At 44.9% G+C, this 18,024-nt stretch carries 16 protein-coding genes and 1 tRNA gene; 12 read left to right on the forward strand and 5 right to left on the reverse strand.

Features of this window, described 5'->3' with window-relative positions:
- Nucleotides 1–68: 68 nt before the first annotated feature.
- The 3 genes from lpdA to GVT53_RS08255 form a co-directional block, all read right to left on the reverse strand.
- Nucleotides 69–1,472, reverse strand: coding sequence for a dihydrolipoyl dehydrogenase (gene lpdA, locus GVT53_RS08245; protein ID WP_166248205.1), 1,404 nt, complete (start codon nt 1,470–1,472; stop codon nt 69–71).
- 812 nt (nt 1,473–2,284) lie between these two features.
- Complete coding sequence (locus GVT53_RS08250) at nt 2,285–3,712, reverse strand: BspA family leucine-rich repeat surface protein (protein ID WP_166248206.1); 1,428 nt, start codon at nt 3,710–3,712, stop codon at nt 2,285–2,287.
- A gap of 479 nt (nt 3,713–4,191) precedes the next feature.
- Nucleotides 4,192–4,650 carry an Lrp/AsnC family transcriptional regulator gene (locus GVT53_RS08255; protein ID WP_166248207.1) on the reverse strand — a complete coding sequence of 153 codons (459 nt, stop codon included), beginning with the start codon at nt 4,648–4,650 and terminating at the stop codon, nt 4,192–4,194.
- A gap of 150 nt (nt 4,651–4,800) precedes the next feature.
- On the opposite strand from GVT53_RS08255, the gene GVT53_RS08260 reads away from it, so the two are divergent.
- The 11 genes from GVT53_RS08260 to ribB all read left to right on the forward strand — a co-directional run bounded on the left by GVT53_RS08260 (nt 4,801) and on the right by ribB (nt 15,697).
- Complete coding sequence (locus GVT53_RS08260) at nt 4,801–6,021, forward strand: aminotransferase class I/II-fold pyridoxal phosphate-dependent enzyme (protein ID WP_166248208.1); 1,221 nt, start codon at nt 4,801–4,803, stop codon at nt 6,019–6,021.
- A gap of 72 nt (nt 6,022–6,093) precedes the next feature.
- Nucleotides 6,094–7,584: a Na+/H+ antiporter NhaC gene (gene nhaC, locus GVT53_RS08265; protein ID WP_166248209.1), complete on the forward strand. Its 1,491-nt coding sequence runs from the start codon at nt 6,094–6,096 to the stop codon at nt 7,582–7,584.
- Nucleotides 7,585–7,793: 209 nt separating this feature from the next.
- The gene (locus GVT53_RS08270; RefSeq protein ID WP_166248210.1) at nt 7,794–8,438 is read left to right on the forward strand and encodes a peroxiredoxin; all 645 of its coding nucleotides are present in this window, start codon (nt 7,794–7,796) and stop codon (nt 8,436–8,438) included.
- Nucleotides 8,439–8,445: 7 nt separating this feature from the next.
- Nucleotides 8,446–8,760 carry a thioredoxin family protein gene (locus tag GVT53_RS08275; protein ID WP_166248211.1) on the forward strand — a complete coding sequence of 105 codons (315 nt, stop codon included), beginning with the start codon at nt 8,446–8,448 and terminating at the stop codon, nt 8,758–8,760.
- Nucleotides 8,741–8,998 (forward strand): DUF6952 family protein, encoded by a 258-nt coding sequence (locus GVT53_RS08280; RefSeq protein ID WP_166248212.1) that lies wholly within the window; start codon nt 8,741–8,743, stop codon nt 8,996–8,998. Before GVT53_RS08275 ends, GVT53_RS08280 begins: the two co-directional genes overlap by 20 nt.
- Nucleotides 8,999–9,094: 96 nt before the next feature.
- Entirely contained in the window at nt 9,095–9,601 is a 507-nt protein-coding gene (tpx, locus tag GVT53_RS08285; protein WP_166248213.1) for a thiol peroxidase, read from the forward strand.
- Nucleotides 9,594–9,959 (forward strand): diacylglycerol kinase family protein, encoded by a 366-nt coding sequence (locus tag GVT53_RS08290; protein ID WP_166248214.1) that lies wholly within the window; start codon nt 9,594–9,596, stop codon nt 9,957–9,959. Before tpx ends, GVT53_RS08290 begins: the two co-directional genes overlap by 8 nt.
- Before the next feature lie 62 nt (nt 9,960–10,021).
- The gene (locus GVT53_RS08295) at nt 10,022–12,412 is read left to right on the forward strand and encodes a DNA translocase FtsK (protein WP_166248215.1); all 2,391 of its coding nucleotides are present in this window, start codon (nt 10,022–10,024) and stop codon (nt 12,410–12,412) included.
- A 4-nt stretch (nt 12,413–12,416) separates the two neighbouring features.
- A complete protein-coding gene (lolA1, locus tag GVT53_RS08300; RefSeq protein WP_166250442.1) occupies nt 12,417–13,064 on the forward strand; it encodes an outer membrane lipoprotein periplasmic chaperone LolA1 in 648 nt (215 codons plus the stop codon).
- 3 nt (nt 13,065–13,067) lie between these two features.
- A complete protein-coding gene (locus GVT53_RS08305) occupies nt 13,068–14,561 on the forward strand; it encodes an LptF/LptG family permease (RefSeq protein ID WP_166248216.1) in 1,494 nt (497 codons plus the stop codon).
- On the forward strand, nt 14,558–15,697 hold the full coding sequence (gene ribB / locus GVT53_RS08310) for a 3,4-dihydroxy-2-butanone-4-phosphate synthase (RefSeq protein ID WP_166248217.1): 1,140 nt from the start codon (nt 14,558–14,560) through the stop codon (nt 15,695–15,697). Before GVT53_RS08305 ends, ribB begins: the two co-directional genes overlap by 4 nt.
- 65 nt (nt 15,698–15,762) lie before the next feature.
- Here ribB and GVT53_RS08315 read toward each other — a convergent pair whose 3' ends face one another.
- Together GVT53_RS08315 and GVT53_RS08320 are read right to left on the reverse strand one after the other, a co-directional pair.
- Nucleotides 15,763–16,956 (reverse strand): DegT/DnrJ/EryC1/StrS family aminotransferase, encoded by a 1,194-nt coding sequence (locus GVT53_RS08315; protein WP_166248218.1) that lies wholly within the window; start codon nt 16,954–16,956, stop codon nt 15,763–15,765.
- A gap of 12 nt (nt 16,957–16,968) precedes the next feature.
- Nucleotides 16,969–17,721, reverse strand: a complete 753-nt coding sequence (locus GVT53_RS08320) for a sulfite exporter TauE/SafE family protein (RefSeq protein WP_166250443.1) — start codon at nt 17,719–17,721, stop codon at nt 16,969–16,971.
- Nucleotides 17,722–17,875: 154 nt separating this feature from the next.
- Between GVT53_RS08320 and GVT53_RS08325 the strand changes: the two genes are divergently transcribed.
- Nucleotides 17,876–17,960, forward strand: a tRNA-Ser gene (locus tag GVT53_RS08325).
- Nucleotides 17,961–18,024 lie beyond the last annotated feature (64 nt).

Here is an 18,024-nt window from a genome sequence, read left to right on the forward strand (position 1 = left end):
AGGTCAAAAAACACCCGAAATGACAAATTTTCATCAAAACGTATAACCGACAACTGTTCCTTTTCTACCTAAACGTGCAAGGCCCTATCGTCCGTTGCGGCCAAGGCAGCTTCCTTAACGGCTTCGGCATAGGTAGGGTGCGCATGGCTCATTCGGGAAATATCCTCGGCAGATGCCCTGAACTCCATTGCGGTGACGCCTTCGGCGATCAAATCGGCGCAACGTGCCCCGATCATATGGATGCCCAGCACCTCATCGGTATTTTTATCGGCAAGGATCTTTACAAAACCATCAATGTCCATACTGGCACGGGCACGGCCCAACGCGCGCATGGGAAACTGACCTGATTTGTATTCCACGCCCTCTTCCTTCAATTGTTCCTCGGTTTTGCCCACAGCGGCAACTTCTGGCCATGTGTACACTACACCGGGAATCAAATTGTAATCGATATGCGGTTTTTGGCCCGCCAAGATCTCAGCGACCATGGTTCCTTCTTCCTCGGCCTTGTGGGCCAACATGGCGCCTTTCACCACATCGCCAATGGCGTAAATGTTGGAAACATTGGTCTGTAGATGTTCGTTTACCTCTACTCGGCCCCTGTCGTCCAGTTTTACACCGGCAGCATCGGCGTTCAATCCATCGGTGTAGGGTTTACGGCCAACGCTCACCAAGCAGTAGTCCCCTTTAATGGTGACTTCCTCGCCTTTTTTGTCGTCTGCCTTCACGATTACCTCATCACCTTTGCGTTCCACGGATTTAACTTTATGGGACAGGTTGAACTTTACCTTTTGTTTTTTCATCACCTTGGTCAACTCTTTGGACAATGCACCGTCCATTCCCGGGATAATGCGGTCCATAAACTCCACCACGGTTACATCGGCGCCCAAGCGTTTGTACACTTGGCCCAGTTCCAACCCGATGACACCACCACCGATAACGATCAAATGCTTCGGGATTTCCTTCAGCTTCAATGCCTCCGTGGAAGTGATCACGCGCTCCTTGTCAATTTCGATAAATGGCAAGGATGATGGTTTGGACCCCGTGGCAATAATGGTGTTTTTGGCTTCGATCGTCTCTTCGCCGTCCTCTTTTGCGATGTTGATGTGCGTGGCATCCTTAAAGCTACCGACACCATGGTACACATCTATTTTGTTCTTGTCCATCAAAAATTCGATGCCCTTGGTGGTCTGGTCCACAACGCCCTGTTTACGGGCGATCATCTGCTCCAAGTTCACTTTTACGTCGCCCGGGATCTCGATACCGTGCTCCTCGAAGTGCTTTACCGCATCCTCGTAGTGGTGCGAAGAGTCCAAAAGCGCTTTGGAGGGGATACAGCCTACGTTAAGGCAAGTTCCGCCGAGCGTGGCATATTTTTCTATTATTGCGGTTTTCATTCCCAATTGGGCACATCGAATGGCCGCCACATAGCCTCCTGGTCCAGAGCCGATGACGGCTACATCATATTGATTCATATGGTATTGTTTGTAAGGATAATTGCTAAAAAACTGTGTTCTTGTAAAACAAGTGTAAAAATACAAATGTTTTTCGGGACAGTACCAATCTATTCTGTTGGATTGTTTGGGCTTACTTGGCTGATGGATGATTCTGTTATTCGGTTATTCGGTTATTTGGTTAATGGTTATTTGTTGATGGTTGAAGGGTAAAGGGATTACTCGATTGTTGGATTGTTGGAAGAGCGGACCCTGAGCGTAGTCGAAGGGTGGATGATTCTGTTATTTGGTTATTCAGTTATTGGTTAATGGTTAAAAGGTTCTCGAACTGATAATTGGTAACTGTTGATTGTTAATTGTCGTCCTATGTCCTATGTCCTGGCTCTTGATTATTTGGTTATTTGGTTATTTGGTTATTCGGTTATTTGAAATTGACTCGAATTCCACGAATTTTCACTTATTGAGCGTCGGACCCTGAGCGGAGTCGAAGGGTGGATTGTTGGATGGTTCGGTTATTTGTTATTGGTTAATGGTTATTTGTTGATGGTTGATGGTTGATGGGCGAAGGGTGAAGGGTAAAAGGGATTATTGGATGTTTAGACGGTTGGATTGTTCGATGATTCGGTTATTTGTTATTGTTAACTGCCCACTGCTCACTGCCCACTGCCCACTGCCCACTGCTCACTGTAAACTGCCAACTGCATACTGCTTACTGACTACTCACTACTCAAATCTCACATCTAACCCCAAAAAAACAAAACCGGAAAAGCACGTGGCCCTCCCGGTCTGTTCAACTATTTATAATTGAAAAACGGATTTATTGTTTAGGGGAATCAATCACAAGTTTCAAAGACTTCAAAGTTTCCTGTAAAGTTCCAAACATGGACCTCAGCAAGATTGATCATAGCCTCCATTAAAGCTTCCCCACAAATGGCCATGCCATGTATTCCGATTGTTACATTTTTGGGAGCATTGTTTTCATCCACATAATTGCTCCAACCGATCAAAGTGGCATTTAGGCTTTCTTTGGACATACCACTGTTATCAAACATATTTGACATATTCTCTACATTTTCAATATTCCAACCACCTAAATCTTGGTCAAAGTTGGAGGCCTCCAAAAACATATAATTCATATTGGTAACATTACCGACTTCCCAATCGCTGATGTCCCCATTAAAATTAGATCCTTTAAACATTAGAGACATATCGACAACATTGGAAAGATGAGGTGTATCGGAAGTATTAAACTCCAACTTGGGTGTATTTTCAAAGGCTGACCTAAAAGTTTGCCAAGCAATATTGCCCCATCGATCTACACTTAACAACTTATCCCGATTCGCTATGGTCACTTTAATCGAAGGAAATTCTCCCTTTATTGCAACAGTATAAACACCGGCATTTTCATAAAAATGTTCAGGATTATCATTGTCCGTGTAATCCTCCACGGTGCCATCGCCCCAATCTACAGTAAAATCATAACTGTATAAATCGTTAGTAGGTAATAATAAATGATTATTATCAATATCGGATACCTCCCATGTTGTAATAAAAGAGTCGGGATCTTCGGCCATACTTTCGATTACGTTCTCCACGGTAATGGTCACGGTGGCCTCGGCGGTTTTTTCGCCATCGGTTACGCTTACGGTAATGCTGTGCGAGGTGGCGGTCTCGTAGTCCAGGGTTTTTCCTTCTGCCAAGGTCAAAATACCGCTTTCGGAGAGCATAAACAGGTCGTTGTCGTTGGTCACCATGGCAAAGGTAAGGTCATCTTCATTGACATCTGTGGCCACCACTTGGCCGATCACGTCGGTATCGGCAATGTCCTCCGCTGCCACAAACTCTTGGTCGGCCATTTCGGGGGCTTCGTTGGTCGGGGCAACAGTGGTCACTTTAATGGTGATCGTGGCACTTGCCGTGTCCTCCCCGTCGTCCACCTTAACGGTAATGTTGTGCTGCTCCTTGGCCGCTGCATCCAAGGTCTTTCCGCTCGCAAGGCTCAATTCGCCGGAGGCGGTAATCTCGAACAGGTCGTCGCTGTTTGCTTCAATGGTAAAGGTGAGCGTGTCCCCGTCCTCATCGGAGGCCTTTACCGTGCCGATCACTTCTGTATCGGAAATGGTTTCGGCAGCACTAAAGTCCTGCGCGGCTATTACCGGAACACTGTTCCCATCTTTCGGCGGGGTGTCCGGGCCGTCATCTTTACCGCAGGACCACAACAGGGCCACGGCCAACACTGAAAAAAGAATCTTTTTCATCATTTTTTAGATTTTTATTATTAAACATTTGGGCAAATTCGGGAGTTCTGCCGAGGTTTTGGACCACCAATTGACGTATGCCCCATTTGAGTTGACGGATGAGGGGTTTGGGTTGATGGGGGTGTTTGGTTATTCGGTTATTCGGTTATTTGGTTATTTGGTTATTGGTTAATGGTTATTGGTTGATGGGCGAAGGGTAAAGGGATTACTCGATTGTTGGATTGTTGGAAGAGCGGACCCTGAGCGTAGTCGAAGGGTGGATGCTTGGATGATTTGGTTATTCGGTTATTTGGTTATTCGGTTATTCGGTTATTTGGGTGAAGGGTAAAGGGTTAAAGGTGAAAGGTTCTTGAACTGACAATTGGTAACCGTTGATTGTTCATTGTTAACTGTTAACTGCCAACTGTTAACTGCCAACTACTCACTGCCAACTGACCTCTGACTTCGTACTTCCGACTTCCAACTTCCGACTCCTAAAAAAACTAAATATGAACCGAAGGGCTGTTCTTGACCTCGTTGATCACAAAAGAGCTTTGCGTGTTGCCGATATTGGCGATGGCGGTAAGTTTGGTGAGCATAAATTCACGATAGCTCTTCATGTCCTTTACGAAGATTTTAAGGATATAGTCGTAGTCCCCACCCACATGAAAACACTCGGATACTTCCTTAAGCTGCAGTACCTCGCGCTCGAACTTTATCACATTTTCCTTGGTGTGCTGCACCAACCGTATTTGGCAAAGTACCATAAAATCACGGCCCACCTTCACCTTGTCCACCAAGGCGGTGTACTGGGTGATCACCCCGTTGCGTTCCAGTCGGCGAATGCGCTCGTAAACGGCGGTCTTGGACAAATGCAAAGCATCCGCATATTGTTTGGTGGTCTTTTTACTGTCCTTTTGCAGCAGCCTGATCAATTCAATGTCCACATTATCCAGTTTCATACCGACTATTTTTCTATGATGAACCGCTAAATTCCAATTTTACGGAACAATTTCCTAATTTTTATAGCTATTCCGACCAATCATCTTCATTTTAATACATCTATTGATTTTGGGTCTATCAATTCCTAATTTTACTAAAAACAGCACATTATGGACTACAAAGCATCGGAACACATACAGGACCTTCAATATTTTGGTGAATTCGGAGGTGTAAACCCTTCCATATCAGATTCATCGACCTACACATTTCTATCGGCAAAAACCATGTTCGATACCTTCGAGGGCAATACCGAAGGGTGCTACCTGTACAGCCGCCACTCCTCCCCTTCCAACCTGTATTTGGGCGAGGCCATGGCGCAACTGGAAGGAACCGAATCCGCCAATGTGTACGCCAGTGGCATGGGCGCGATAACCGCGGTCATACTCCAATTGTGCGATTCGGGCGACCATATCGTGTGTAGCCGAACCATTTACGGTGGAACCTATGCTTTCCTGAAAAATTTTGTAAAAAAATTCAATATTGAGGTCTCCTTTGTGGACATCACCGACTTGGAAACGGTGAAGCAATCCATTACACCCAAAACCAAAATGATTTACTGCGAAGCCGTCAGCAACCCGTTATTGGAAATTGCCGATATCCCTTCGCTATCCAAAATCGCCAAGAAAAACAATATGCCGTTGGTAGTGGACAATACGTTTTCTCCGTTGTCCATAAATGCAGCAAAGCTGGGGGCCGATATTGTAGTGCACAGTCTTACCAAGTTCATCAACGGCACCAGTGATTGCGTTGCCGGCGCTGTGTGCGCCTCCACGGATTTTTGTTTGAGTTTGAAGGATGTGAACAGCGGAGCGGGAATGCTTTTGGGCAGTACGTTGGACAGCCTTCGTGCCGCTTCCATTTTGAAGAATATGCGCACGCTTCACATCCGTATCAAAAAGCATAGTGAAAATGCCCATTACCTGGCCGAACAGTTTGAAAAAGACGGCTTAAAAGTGGTCTATCCCGGGTTGGAAAGTCATTCGGGACACCAGTTGATGAAATCCCAAATGAACCATGAATACGGTTTTGGAGGCATGCTGACCCTCGATGTGGGCTCGGTGGAGCGTGCCAATGCGTTGATGGAATCAATGCAGACCGAAAAGCTGGGATATTTGGCCGTGAGCCTTGGGTTTTACAAGACCCTTTTCAGTGCTTCGGGAACTTCCACCTCTTCCGAAATACCCGAAGAAGAACAAAAGGAACTCGGTCTTTCCCAGGGACTTATCCGTTTTTCCATTGGTCTGGACAACGACATCCGAAAGACCTATGTTACCATGCGCGGTTGTATGGAAAAGTTGGGTATTCTATCGCCCGATGCAAGTTTGGTCTAATTAAGTCGACTAATGGGGTTTGCACAACAAGGTGCAAAATCGTAATATTACCTCTTAACAAACTCAGACCAGATGCCGAACACAGAGGAGAATCCAAAATTTAGGGAAGACGAACATATTGTAAAAAACAAGGAATTGAGCATATGGGAAGCATTGATACCCGTGTTTGCCCTTGTGGCCATGCTCGCCTACAATGTTTTTGTTTTTGGGGATGATGCCCTGAGCGGCTCCAACCAGTTTATCCTCTTAATGGGCGGTGCGGTAGCGGCCATCGTAGGTATATTCAATAAGGTGTCCTACGACCAAATGATCGATGAGGTCGCAGAAAATGTTCGGTCTACCACAGGAGCGCTGCTCATCCTTTTAATGGTGGGCGCGTTATCCGGAACATGGCTGGTAAGCGGAATTATTCCGGCAATGATTTATTACGGACTTCAAATTTTGAATCCAACCATATTTTTGGCGGCCTGTGTGGTGATCTGTGCCATTATTTCCATTGCTACGGGAAGTAGCTGGACCACTGCCGCGACCGTGGGCATTGCCTTGATAGGAATCGGGGAAGCTTTGGGCATCTCGTTGGGAATGACGGCCGGCGCCGTGCTTTCCGGAGCTTACTTCGGGGATAAAATGTCGCCATTGAGCGACACCACCAACTTGGCCCCTGCCATGGCCGGTGGAGATTTGTTCTCGCACATTCGTTATATGACCTACACCACGGTACCGACCGTTGTGGTGACCTTGATTGTTTTTATTATTCTTGGTTTTACGATCGATACCTCCGGAGTGGCGGACACAAGTTCGCTCCTTACCAATATTGGGACCACCTTTAATATAAATGGTTGGTTGTTCATTGTTCCTTTGGTGGTCATCGGATTGATCCTTAAAAAAGCCCCGCCGTTGATGGCCCTTTTGGCCGGAACTTTATTGGGCGGTGTGTTTGCGATCATTTTTCAACCGGACATTGTTGCCAACATTGGCGGAGGTACCGCATTAAATTTTGAAACCGGTTACAAGGGCATTTTAAACGCCATTACCGTTGATACCGAAATAGCGACAAACGATCCGGCCTTGAACGATTTGTTCTCTTCCGGAGGAATGTCGGGCATGCTCGGCACTATTTGGTTGATTGTCTGTGCCATGGTATTCGGAGGCATCATGGACGGTATCGGGGCTTTGGAACGTATCACGGAATCCCTTCTAAAATTGGCCAAGACCACGTTTGGATTGTTTGCCAGTACCGTTGGGAGCTGTTTGGCATTGAACGTTACAGCGTCCGACCAGTATTTGGCCATTGTGGTACCCGGAAAAATGTTCTCCAAAGCTTATAGGGAACGAGGACTTGCCCCTGAAAATTTGAGTAGGACCTTGGAAGATTCGGGAACGGTAACTTCTGTATTGGTGCCTTGGAACACTTGTGGTGCTTATCACAGTAGCGTTTTGGGCGTCGGCGTCGGCGAATACTTTTTGTACGCCATTTTTAATTGGTTGAGCCCCATTATGACCTTGTTGTTTGCGGCGTTCAGAATCAAAATCAAACAGCTTGCTACAAGTCCGGCCGAATAAATTTTAATCCTACTTTTTTCATTGCGGCCATTTCTTTGGGAAGATGTCAAAATTTGATGCTCAATTTTATCAGAACATCAATATTGACAGTGCTTTTTTGCGGCATAGTCACGTGCTATCCGACCATAAGAAATACTAATTTTCAAGTTGAAAAAAGCCATAAATCCACCTTATTTTTGCTTCTGAAAAATTTAAAAAACATCCAATAAATGACTTTAGTAGGAAGAAAATTTCCAAACATTGAAGTAAACGCCATCGACGAATTGGGCGATACGTTCAAAATCAACATTTTAGAGAAAGCCAAAGCAGAAAACAAGAAAGTATTGTTGTTCTGGTACCCAAAAGACTTCACTTTTGTCTGTCCGACCGAGCTTTTTGCCTTTCAACAAAACCTTAGTGAGTTTGAAAAGAGAAATACCATTGTTATCGGAGCTTCTTGTGATACTGCCGAAGTGCATTTTGCATGGTTGAACACCGAAAAGGACAACGGTGGAATCGAAGGGGTGACCTACCCTATCGTTTCTGACAGCAATAGAAACTTGGCAAGTGCCCTGGGCATCTTGGACATCATGAAAGAGGACTTCAATGAAGAAACCAACTCTGTTGTAATGGAAGGCGACAATGTAACCTACAGAGCTACGTACTTGATCGATGAAGAAGGAACCGTATTCCATGAGAGCATCAACCACATGCCGTTGGGAAGAAACGTAAAGGAATTTTTGCGTTTGGTAGATGCCTACACCCACGTGCAGGAAAAAGGTGAGGTTTGCCCGGCCAACTGGGAAGAAGGAAAACAAGCCATGAATGCGGACAGAGCCGGTGTTTCCGATTACTTGGCCAATCACGTAAACTAAGAGCGCTATGATCGTAGAATTGGACAAAGACAATTTAAGCGAGGTCATTGCCAACAATGACAACGTGGTGGTGCAGTACAGCGCATCTTGGTGCGGCAACTGCAGGATCATGAAGCCAAAGTTCAAAAAGGAAGCGTCTTTGAACGAGAACGTAACCTTTGTTATGGTCGATGCCGAAAAATTCCCGGAATCCAGAAAACTGGCCAATGTGGACAATCTGCCCACCTTCGCCGCTTTTTCAAAAGGATCGTTGAAGAATCAGGTGCAGACCAATAAGTATGATGTTTTAAAAGACTTGATCCATGAAGTTGCCCATAATTAAACAATTGGTCAATTTTGCCGAGGAGCACGATGAGGACTACTTGCAGGAAACTGCCGATACCTTGGAAAGCGTCTGTGAGGTTTCCAGCTTAAAAGATGAGGAACTGGACATGATCGGGGAATTGATCTCCAATCTGTACGGAGCCATCGAAGTGACCCATGAAATCAAGAACGGTACTCCCAAAAAGGAAGCACTCAATGGTTTCATGTCACGAGTACTCGGGTCAATAGACAAGTAACGGACATTGTCATAACTATTAATGGTAAGAACCTTCCCGTAACAGTCTTCGGGAAGGTTTTTTTAGTATTTTTGGTCTCGAATCAAAACTACGATTATGGCAACTGTTACACTTAAAGGAAATGAAATTCACACACTTGGCGACCTTCCAAAAAATGGTTCCCAAGCCCCTAACTTTACTTTGGTAAAAACCGACCTATCCACCACTAGCCTATCCGATTACAAAGGTCAAAAGGTCGTTCTTAATATTTTTCCAAGCATCGATACGGGAACTTGTGCACAATCCGTGCGCCAGTTTAACCAAGAGGCCGCAGAATTGGAGAACACCAAAATATTGTGCATTTCCAAGGATTTGCCATTCGCACAAGCGCGTTTTTGCGGTTCGGAGGGCATTGATAAGGTAGAAACGCTCTCCGATTTTAGGGATGGCAATTTTGGAAAAGCCTACAATGTTGCATTTACCGATGGTCCATTGCAAGGCCTTTTATCAAGATCTGTGGTCGTTATCAACGAAAATGGTGAGGTCGTTCACTCCGAACAAGTATCGGAAACTGTCGACGAACCCAATTATAAAGCCGCTCTCGAAGCGTTGATGGATGCCTAAGGAATCTTTTTTACGGAACAGGATCAAAAGTGTTGGGTTTGCCCTAAGGGGCATGTTACTGTTGTTGCGGACGGAGCCCAGTATTAAGATCCAGTTCTTTATCGCACTTATCGTAACGGCCTTTGGCTTCTACTTTCAAATTTCCAACACCGAATGGATGGCCCAGATATTGGCCATTGGTTTGGTAATGGGCGTAGAAGGTGTGAATACCGCCATAGAAAAGATATGCGACTACATCCAGCCCAATTTGGACCCCAAGATTGGTTTGATAAAAGATATTTCCGCAGGAGCCGTTATGATAGTGTCGGTCCTGGCGAGTATTATAGGCCTGATCATTTATGTGCCGAAGATTTTTTAGTAAAATCCGACACCCGCAGTAGCAACGTAAATTTGTAACTTAGCCCCGCTTAAAATCGATTAATGGCCAAAAAAAGAACAAAATCAAAAACAAAAAAAACTACCGCCACTGCCAAAACGAAGCGCTCGTTCAAGCCTTCCAAGCAGAACAAGATTATTTTCGGTAGTCTTTTGATCGTTCTCAGCATTGCGCTTTTCTTCTCCTTTATGTCATTCTATTTTACATGGCAGGAGGATCAGAGCATGCTGTCCCAATTTGCGGACCGCAATGCCGAAGCCAGTAATTTGCTCAATAAATTTGGGGCCAACGTAAGCCACTTTTTTATGTACCGTGGATTTGGGCTCGCCTCTTTTGTGTTCCCGGTCCTATTGGCCATTACCGGGCTCTATCTATTTCTTGGATTGGACGGCAAACGATTGATCTACAAATGGATTTGGGGACTGGTCGGAGTCATCTGGGGATCCATTGCACTTGGCTTTTTTGCTGCTGACTTTCCATTGTTGGGAGGTCTTATCGGTTATGAAATGAACGATTTCCTTCAGGATTACACGGGAAAAATCGGTGTGTTCTTGATCCTCATATTTGTTTTGATGGTAATCTTGGTGCGATTGTTCAATTTCACGCCCGAGGGATTCGCCAATTTCTTCAAACGACAAAGTCAAAAAATCAAATCGGACTTTAAAGAAGAGCCCGCTACTCATCAAACCAAGGAATCCCCGATTGAAGATGAAGAAGATGGTCTTATATTGACCACGGAAGATACGGTTCCCGAAAAAGTGGACACTTACACCCATAAAAAGGATATTCCTCCTTTGGATGAAGCTGGGCTCGATGTCAACATTCCAGAAGAGGAGGAATCCGATATTGCATTAAAAGTTGAGGAAACTCCGGTCGAGGAAGAGGAAACCGATGCCAAAGCAGCCAAACTGGTAGAGGATTTTGGCGAATTTGACCCCAAATTGGAATTGGGCAACTACAAATTCCCGACCATGGACCTGCTCGAAGCACATGGGGCTTCCGGTGGGATCACCATCAATCAAGAAGAACTAGAGGAGAACAAAAACCGAATTGTAAGCACCCTCAAAAACTATAAAATTGGGATTGCGCAGATCAAAGCGACCATTGGTCCGACCGTAACCCTATACGAGATTGTACCAGAGGCCGGAATCCGAATCTCCAAGATCAAAAACTTAGAAGACGACATCGCTTTGTCATTGGCTGCATTGGGTATCCGAATCATCGCCCCTATTCCCGGAAAAGGAACCGTGGGTATCGAGGTACCGAACAAAAACGCCACCATCGTTTCCATGCGCTCGGTGATTGCATCGAACAAATTCCAAAAGGCAGAGATGGAACTGCCGATTGCGTTCGGAAAAACCATCAGCAACGAAACATTTGTGGTGGATTTGGCCAAAATGCCCCACTTGCTCATGGCAGGTGCCACCGGTCAAGGTAAATCCGTGGGTCTAAATGCCGTCATTACTTCCCTCCTCTACAAAAAGCATCCAGCGGAGGTCAAATTTATATTTGTTGACCCCAAAAAGGTGGAATTGACCCTCTACAATAAAATTGAGCGTCATTTCTTGGCCAAATTGCCAGATTCCGATGAGGCCATCATAACGGACAACACCAAGGTAATCAACACATTGAACTCGCTCTGTATTGAAATGGACAACCGCTACGAGCTGCTAAAAACAGCTATGGTACGTAATATTAAAGAGTATAATGTAAAGTTCAAGGCGAGAAAGCTCAACCCGAACGACGGGCACAAATTTCTCCCCTACATTGTTTTGGTGATAGATGAGTTCGCCGATTTGATCATGACAGCTGGCAAAGAAGTGGAAACACCCATTGCCAGATTGGCACAGTTGGCACGTGCCATCGGTATTCACTTGATCATTGCCACGCAAAGACCTTCGGTAAACGTGATTACGGGTATCATAAAGGCCAACTTCCCGGCGCGGATTGCGTTCAGGGTAACTTCAAAAATTGACTCCAGAACCATTTTGGACGCCCAAGGGGCCGACCAGTTGATTGGTCGCGGAGATATGCTCTACACCCAAGGAAACGACGTTACAAGGCTTCAGTGTGCCTTTGTGGACACGCCCGAAGTGGCAAAAATCACCGATTACATTGGATCACAGCGTGCCTATCCGGAAGCCCACTTGCTGCCAGAGTATGTAGGTGAAGAATCTGGCACAAGTCTTGATAATGATATCGAGGACAGGGATGCCATGTTCCGGGAAGCTGCCGAGGTTATCGTTACCGCACAGCAAGGTTCCGCCTCTTTGATCCAACGAAAATTAAAATTGGGATACAATCGTGCCGGTAGAATCATAGATCAATTAGAAGCTGCCGGAATTGTTGGGCCGTTTGAAGGCAGTAAGGCCCGACAGGTTTTGGTCCCCGATATGTATGCCTTAGATCAATTATTAGAAAATGAAGCAAAATAAAATCATGATCAAGAAAAGTATTCTTTTTATAACATTGTTTGCCGTTGGACTATTTTCTTACGGGCAAAACTCAGGTAAAGCAAAAGCTTTGTTGGACGAGGTGTACAACAAAGTACAGAGCTACGATAACATTTATATTGATTTCCAATCCACTTTGGAGAACACAGAGGCAAATCTAAAACAGGAAACCAACGGAAACGTGACCTTGGACGGTGAAAAGTACCTACTGAACTATTTTGGGGCCAAGCAAATGTACGATGGCAAAAAAGTCTACACCGTAGTGCCCGAAAACGAAGAGGTTACCATTGAGGATGTTAACGAGGACAACGACAACGTAAGCCCTTCCAAAATGTTGACCTTTTACAAAACGGGGCATAATTACGAATGGGACATCCTTCAAAATGTGGGAGGCAGGAAAATTCAATACGTAAAATTGATTCCGATTGATTCCAATACCGAGATCAAATCAGTGCTTTTGGGAATCGATACGCAAACAAAACACATCTACAAGCTGATCCAAACGGGAAGCAATGGTACCAAAACCACTATTACCGTTAATTCTTTCAAAACCAATCAGCCCATATCGAGTACTCTGTTTACCTTTGACGAGAAAAAGTACGAGGACAAAGGGTACTACATCATAAGAAACTAGGCATTGAAAATACTTGACCAGTATATACTAAGAAGATTTCTTTACAACTTCTTCAGTTCCTTTTTCATCCTGATCGTCATATTCATTTTTCAGGGAATATGGCTTTTCATCGATGATTTAGCTGGAAAGGGACTGGGCATGGTCATTATTGGCAAGTTTATTTTTTACTTTATTCCCACATTGGTGGACAAGGTGCTGCCCCTCACAGTACTCCTCTCCTCTATCCTTACCTTTGGTACGTTTGCGGAAAACTATGAGTTCGCCGCCATGAAAGCTTCCGGGATATCCCTACAAAGAGGGATGCGCAGCCTTATCGTATTTGTTTTGTTCTTGGGATTGGTGACCTTCTTTTTTGCCAATGATGTTATCCCAAAATCCGAACAAAAAATGTTCAACCTTAGACGGAACATCGCCAAGGTAAAGCCAGCCGCGGCAATTACCGAAGGTGTTTTTAGCGATTTTGAGGGAACCGGACAGGGAATGAACATTAAAGTGGACAAGAAATATGGGGAACAGGACCGATTCCTGGACAATGTGATTATTCACAAGAAGACCGACCAGAACATCAATAACACCGTCATCAAGGCAAAAGCTGGCGAGTTGATCAGTAGCGAGGAATCCGACATCATACAATTGGTCCTGAAAGATGGGAATTACTACGAAGAAATCGTAAAAAAAGACGCCCAGGAAAAACGCAAACAACCCTTTGCAAAATCCAATTTTGATACCTACACCATCAATATTGACATTTCGGAACTCAACGACCAAGATTTGGAAGAGGACCAGAACATCACCACCAACAAAATGAAAAATGTTGGCCGCCTCATCAAAGACATCGATTCGCTACGTGAAAACAACCTCGAAAAAGTTACGGCATTTTCCAAAAACGTGGTAAACCGCATGGGAGCCTTTCCTGTTAAGGCACCCATAGACACTACACAACAAAAATTGGAGCTTATAAAGGCAAAGGACACCATCCAACGGGATTCCATAGAAACCATTGACCAATTTGTGTCCGGTTTAGAACAATGGGAACAGATTCAAGTAATGAAAAAGGCATTGAACGAGGTTTCCAGCATCATTAACACGGTCGATTCCAAAAAGCAAGAACTCCAGAGCCGATATAAATTTTATAACAGCCATATTTTGTCCCTACACCAAAAATACGCGCTTGCACTTTCGTGCATCATACTATTTTTTGTGGGGGCACCTTTGGGCGCCATCATCCGTAAAGGCGGATTGGGTCTGCCCATGGTTGTTGCGATTATCCTATTTTTGACCTACTATTTTATCGGGGTTTTTGCCGGCAATTATGCCAAGGAGGGCAATATTCATCCCGCTATTGGAGCTTGGTTGCCCACTATGATCATGCTGCCCTTGGGCATATCGCTCACCAGAAGGGCCACTGCCGATAAAGGATTGGTAGGGTTTGGTCATTTTATCGACCGCATCAAATCATTATTTAAAAAGAAAGAAAAAGAAGCTGAAGACCAATGATCGCCAAGGATAAGAAAGTACAACTGAATGCCATAGAAGAAGCCATTGCCGATATTAGGGATGGTAAGGTAATTATAGTGGTGGATGATGAAAATCGGGAAAACGAAGGTGATTTTTTGGCAGCTGCCGAATTGATAACCCCCGAGACCATCAATTTTATGGCCACCCATGGTCGCGGTCTTATCTGCGCTCCACTAACAGAAGGGCGCTGTAAAGATTTGGGACTTCATAAAATGGTGAACCACAACACGGATCCTTTGGAAACCGCATTTACCGTATCGGTTGATTTAAGGGGAAAAGGAGTGACCACCGGAATATCCGCCGGCGATAGGGCCAAAACCGTGCTAGCGCTCACAGATAAGGACACAAAACCCCATGAGTTGGCCAGACCTGGACATATTTTTCCATTGATTGCCAAAGAAGGAGGCGTATTGCGACGAACCGGACACACCGAAGCAGCCATTGACTTTGCCCGACTGGCGGGATTGGAACCTGCTGGAGTTATCGTGGAGATCATGAACGAAGACGGTTCCATGGCGCGATTGCCCCAATTGATGGAAGTTGCCAAGAAATTCGACCTTAAAATTGTTTCCATCGAGGATTTGATCGCCTACCGAATGGAACACGACAGTTTGATAGAGCTCAAAGAAGCCTTTACCATAAAAACACGGTTTGGCGAATTCCGGTTACGGGCCTATAAACAAACCACCAACGATCAAGTCCATATTGCGTTGTTAAAAGGAAACTGGAAATCAGGGGAACCTGTATTGACCCGTATCAACTCTACCTTGGTGAACAACGATATCCTGGGCACCTTGACCAATAATCCGGACGAGGCGCTTCAGCAAATGTTCGATGCGCTGAACAAAGAGGAAAAGAGTGCCATGATTTTTATTAATCAAGGAAACCAATCCATGAATTTGTTGAACAGATTGTCGGAATTCAAAAAACTACAGGGCGAGGGCATCACCAAGGCCCCTAAAGTTGAGATGGATCACAAGGACTTTGGTATTGGGGCGCAAATTCTGCACGACATTAATATATCCAAAATTAGATTATTGACGAACTCGGGCCAGACCAAACGTGTGGGCATGGTAGGATACGGTCTGGAGATTGTGGAGTACGTCAATTACTAAACAATAATTTCAAATTCAAGAGTCAAATAGTAGCATCCTGTTCCATGGTTTGACCTATTGACGGTTTACAACGATGCCTTAACCGCTTCTACCATTTTTTTGGCTCGTTCGGCCACTTCCTCTTCGGACCAACCCAATTTGATCAAGCAAGAGATGTTCCGCGACATCCATTTGTCGGATTCCGAAAAATCAGCTTTGCTGTAATCGGGCAATGCCTCAAGGACATCCTTTGGCAATTTTCCCAAAGACTTTTTCTGGATCAAATGCTCCCATTTCTTATAATAATGCCAATTGTTATCGTACCAATAAAAACAGCCATCGACCTCTGCTTCAATCAGTTCTTGATGGGCTGTTTGCGCCAAATCTTCAGTTGGCATAAAGAAATTCAGAAAAGAATAGTTCTCCACGCCTCCTTTGGGAACAGTCCTAAAAACTACTTCGGGAATATCTGATAAGGCCTCCCTTAAAATGGTATAATTCCTTTTTTGGATAGCCAAAAACTCATCCAAACGGGCCAATTGGGCCACACCTACGGCGGCGTTCATCTCGGAGATTCGGAAATTATAGCCTAAAAACGGATGTTCCTCCGCTCCCCTATTGTTTCCGATGTGATCATGACCGTGATCGGAATACTTGTGTGCATTCTCATAGTATTTCTTGTTATTTGTAATTAGGGCACCGCCTTCTCCGCAGGTAATGGTTTTTACATAATCAAAAGAAAAGCAGCCCAAATCGCCAATACTGCCAAGCGGCTTGCCATTATAGGTTCCCCCGATGGCCTGACAGGCATCTTCCAGCAACAATAACCCATGTTTGTCACAAATGGTTTTGAGGGCGTTCAAATTGGCCATGGAACCGCACATGTGCACGGGCATTACCACCTTGGTCTTTGGATTGATGGCCTTTTCCACCGCTTCGGGGTTTAATGTGAGGGTATCATCAATATCGACCAGAACAGGAACTGCTCCCAATGCCAAAATAGATTCAAAGCTGGCCACAAATGTAAAAGTGGGCATGATTACCTCATCCCCTGCCCCAACACCTGCACTGGCAAGGGCTACCGTCAATGCGGCCGTACCGCTGCTCACGGCATGTGCGTATTTGGATTGCATGCGCTCGGACAATCCTGCTTCAAGTTCTTTGGTTTTCCAATGTCCGTTCCGCATGCCATCGAACCCGTAGCGCATCAGCACCCCTGAGTCCATTACGTCCTGTACTTCCTTTCTTTCCTTATCCCCAAAAAGTTCAAATCCCGGCATATTAAATTTTATTTAAAAGAACCATAGTTTGATGGCCATCAAGACTACGGCAATGACTAAAAATGTTCTTATGAATCCGTCCCCTTTTTTTACGGAGAACCTACTGGCAAACCAAGCGCCCGAACCATTACCAATGGCAAGTACAAGCCCTAGTTTCCAGTTGACCTTATCATTAAATACAAAAACCGCCAAAGCGGCCAACATATAGATAAAAACCACGGCCACCTTGGTTGCATTGGACCTTACCAGGTTCATTTGATTAAAGTAATGCAAAAAAAGCATCATTAAAAATCCAAGACCCGCATTGATAAAACCTCCGTAAATACCAAAAAAAAAGAATACGATCAACGCTGCCCAAAGGTATTTGCCAGTGAGCCTTTCCTGCATCTCTTCCACCCGCATTTTGGGTTTAAAAATGATGATGAGCACTACGGCTATCATCACTATGGCCAAGATTCTGTTAAAGGTTTCCCCGTCTATATCCACCGCAATATAAGCCCCGATTATAGCACCCAAAAAGGCCGAAATACCCAAATACACATTAAATGGATATGTAGAAATGCCCTTGCTCCTAAAACCAGCTGTGCCCATGGCAGTTTGGATTACGATGGCGACCCGATTGGTACCGTTTGCAACAGCCGGTGGCAATCCCAAAAAGATAAGTGTGGGCAAGGAAAGTAGGGAGCCGCCCCCGGCTACCGTATTTATGAAACCTACGGCAAAACCTACTGCAATCAATAGTAAATAATGGTACCACTCGAGCATAAAAACAAAGGTATGACCATTGTTTTGAACGGACATACTGATTTTTGCAAACTTTTATTTGACTGATGTAAAACGAATTGTACCAATGAATTAAACAATAATACAAAAAGGTCTTTTGGGATACGAAAAAGCTTTATATATTTGCACCCGCTTAGGAGGAATGGCAGAGTGGTCGAATGCGGCAGTCTTGAAAACTGTTGAGGGTCACACCTCCGGGGGTTCGAATCCCTCTTCCTCCGCAAAAAAGCCCGCAACCAATGTTGCGGGTTTTTATTTTTAATGATGTATGTCGTTGAAAACAAT

The sequence above is a fragment of the Flagellimonas oceani genome (genome assembly GCF_011068285.1).
Classification (GTDB): domain Bacteria; phylum Bacteroidota; class Bacteroidia; order Flavobacteriales; family Flavobacteriaceae; genus Flagellimonas; species Flagellimonas oceani.